Annotated in this window: 3 protein-coding genes and 1 pseudogene; 2 read left to right on the forward strand and 2 right to left on the reverse strand. The window is 63.6% G+C overall.

The window, feature by feature from the left end; genetic code table 11:
* Nucleotides 1–195 (reverse strand): annotated as a pseudogene (locus EN925_RS29610) (amidohydrolase); the annotation flags it as partial.
* The gene (locus tag EN925_RS29615) at nt 182–1360 is read right to left on the reverse strand and encodes a M24 family metallopeptidase (protein ID WP_127385800.1); all 1179 of its coding nucleotides are present in this window, start codon (nt 1358–1360) and stop codon (nt 182–184) included. The gene EN925_RS29615 and the pseudogene EN925_RS29610, both read right to left, overlap by 14 nt.
* A gap of 222 nt (nt 1361–1582) precedes the next feature.
* Here EN925_RS29615 and EN925_RS29625 point away from each other — a divergent pair, with 222 nt between their 5' ends.
* Complete coding sequence (locus tag EN925_RS29625) at nt 1583–2749, forward strand: ROK family transcriptional regulator (protein ID WP_013532174.1); 1167 nt, start codon at nt 1583–1585, stop codon at nt 2747–2749.
* On the forward strand, nt 2746–3148 hold a 403-nt coding region (locus tag EN925_RS29630), incomplete at its 3' end, for an ATP-binding cassette domain-containing protein (RefSeq protein ID WP_164894467.1). The genes EN925_RS29625 and EN925_RS29630, both read left to right, overlap by 4 nt.

Here is a 3148-nt window from a genome sequence, read left to right on the forward strand (position 1 = left end):
AATGTCGACGATTCCCTGATCCACCAGCATCTGCCTGAGGTAACGCTGCGTGCCGGCCTCCTGGTTCGAAAGCTCGGGATTGCGGTGCAGATGGCGACGGACCTCGATCATCCGGTCGAGAATTCCGGCGTCGATATCGGTCGTCACGGTTTTCGCAACACCACCCGCCGTGGCCGAACCCTCAGGATTTGACATGGATCTCTCGCGGGAACTTCGTCAGGGTCTCGTGGCCGGTTTCGGTGACCAGGATGGTCTCGCTGACCTCGATGCCCCAGCCGTCCATCCACATGCCAAGGATGGAATGAACGACGTTGCCCGGTTCAAGCACCGTCTTGTCGCCCGGCCTGAGGCTGATCGTGTGTTCGCCCCAATCCGGCGGATAGGCGACGCCGATGGAGTAGCCGATGCGCGATTCCTTCTTCAGTCCGTAGCGCTGGATGACCTTGCGCCAGGCAGCTTCGACCGCTTCGGCAGTCGTTCCCGGCCTGACCGCGTTGAGCACCGCGTCCATGCCCTCGATCACCGCTTTGGCGGTATCCGAGACATTTGTCGGCGTCTTGCCAAGCTGCATGGTCCTGGCGAGGCCGGCGGCATAGCGGCGGCAAACGCCGGCAAGTTCCAGCGCAATCGTCTCGTTTTCTCCGAACCGCCTGTCGCTCCACATGATGTGCGGCGCCGAGGCATTCTCGCCACCGAGGATTGTCGGCGGAAGCGCTGTGATGTCGCCGGCAAAATCCTGGCTGCCCGCGATCTGCGCCGCCTGGATGGCGGCGATGGCATCGCATTCGCGAACGCCCGGCGCGATCACCTCGAAGGCTCGCGTGACGGCCGCTTCGGCGAGCGTCGACGCCTTGCGCAAATAGGCGATCTCGGGCGCCGATTTGACCGCGCGGATCCAGTTCACCAGCAGGTCGGCATCGTGCCATTTTGCATTGGGAAGTCCGGCGACAAGCCGGGCGTGCGCCTTGGGGGAGAAATAATAGGCTTCGAGTTCGATGCCGATATGGCGGCTCCCCCAGCCCCTGGCGACAATCCAGTTCGCAATCCAGTCCATGGGATGGCGATCGCCTCGCTGGACATGGTCTTCCGGAAAGCCGACCACGTTTTCCGGTTTCATCCAGGCTGTCAGAAGACCGCCGGCCGCATCCATGGCGCGCCCGATCCAGACCGGCTCGACCTCCTCGATTGGAACCAGCACCACCTGCGGCGTGTAGAACGACCAGCCGTCATAGCCGGTGATGTAATGCTGGTTGGCAACGTCGTTGACGACAAGGAGCTCGAGACCGCGCTTGGCCATCTCGGTGCGGATCTTGCGAAGCCGCTGTCGGTACTCGTCGCGGGCAAACGGCAATTCGATCATCTTTGCTCCATGCTTTGTCATCAACGGTCGCGGGTTCGCTCACCATTGAAGAGGTTTCGCCATGGCGGCAATCGGCCAGGGCGGCGTGTGGGCAGGTCCTGAACCGGGTACGTCCATACCCGGCCTTCCCAAGATTTGTGTTTCACTATCATTTATTTTTGAATTCCATTTGACTGAATAAATAAGCGGTGCCAAGCTATCCTCTCCTAAGGGGCGCAAGGCATGGCACTGCGGGGGACCAATCAGGAGTTCGGGCGGCCATACAACCGGCGCATCGTGCTTGAGTCCATCCGCCTGCACGGGCCGATCGCGCGCGGCGAGATCGCCCGGCGCGTCGGCCTCACCGTCCAGACCGTATCGACCATCGTTCGCGAACTGGAAGATCAGGACTACATCCTGTCGCTGCGCGAAGAGCCGAAGGGGCGCGGCCTGCCGCCGGCGACGCTCCGGATCAACCCCGAGGGCGGCTATGCCGTCGGCATCCACATCACCCCGCTTGGTATCAGCGCCGCCTTGATCAATCTGAGCGGCGACGTGATCGAGAGCATCTACCGCGAAGCGCCGAACGCGACGCCGGACCACGCCTTCGAGTTGATCGGGGCGATGGTGGTGGAATTGACCAGACTGCGGGCTGGCGGACGGGTGCTGGGCGTCGGCATGGCCCTGCCTGGCCCCTTCGACGTGGAGTCCATGAGTTTCGTGGGGCCGACCACCATGACCGGCTGGAAGGATGTCGCGCTGCGCGAACGGCTGGCGGCCTCCACCGGATTGCCGGCCTTCTTTGAAACCGATATGGCCGCGGCCGCCATGGGCGAGCGCCTTTATGGCCTCGGCGCCCAGTTTTCCGAATATTACTATCTCTATTTCGGCGTCGGCCTTGGCGGCGTCATGGTTCATGACGGCAGCGCCTTGCGCGGCGCCTGGGGAAATGCCGGCGAGATCGGACACATTCCCGTCATTCCCGGCGGCGAGGCCTGCCCGTGCGGCAACAGCGGCTGCCTCGAAAGATATTTGTCGCTCGAGGCGCTCCGGCGCTGGAACGGCAGCGAGGCCGACTGGGTGGCCGAAGTCGCACCGATCTTTCACAACGCCGTCGCCGTCATCGAGAACCTGTTCGACCCGGAGACGGTCATCCTCGGCGGGCTGGCGTCCACCGACCTGCTCGAAATGCTGGCTGGTTCGGCCGCAGGCCTGCACAACTCCGTCTCGGCCCGCAAGGACCGCACGACGCCCAGGGTCGTGGTCGCGCGCGGCGGACAGCATTCCGTGCTGCGCGGCGCCGCCGCCCTGGCGGTTTCCGGGGTTCTGTCACCTCGCTTCGGGCAGATGTTCGCGGCCGAACGCGAACGCGAGCGCGACCTTCTCAAAGGCAGGGAGATTGCGGCATGAGTGAACCCCTGCTGGTGCTCGACAACGTCACCAAGAACTATGGCGCGATCGAAGCGCTCAAGGGGATCAGCTTCTCGATCGGCAAGGGCGAGGTCGTGGCGCTGCTGGGCGACAACGGCGCCGGCAAATCGACACTGGTGAAGATCATATCAGGCGGACTGGAGCCGACATCGGGCCGCATGCTGTTCGAGGGCAAGGAATTCCTCGCCAAATCACCGGCCGAGGCCAAGGCGGCCGGCATCGAGACCGTCTACCAGGATCTCTCGCTGTGCACCAACGTCGACGTGGTCGCCAATTTCTTCATGGGCCGCGAGATCACCCGCAAGTTTCTCGGCATTCCCGTGCTTGACGAGCGCGCCATGGAAGCCGTCGTCGGAAAGGCGCTGGCCAATGCCGGCA

Source organism: Mesorhizobium sp. M7A.F.Ca.US.006.04.2.1 (genome assembly GCF_004022915.1).
GTDB lineage: Bacteria > Pseudomonadota > Alphaproteobacteria > Rhizobiales > Rhizobiaceae > Mesorhizobium > Mesorhizobium ciceri.

Coding starts and splice junctions, on each gene's coding strand:
- EN925_RS29625 (WP_013532174.1), top strand. CDS start 1,583: ATGGCACTGCGGGGGACCAATCAGGAGTTCGGGCGGCCATACAACCGG.
- EN925_RS29615 (WP_127385800.1), bottom strand. CDS start 1,360: ATGATCGAATTGCCGTTTGCCCGCGACGAGTACCGACAGCGGCTTCGC.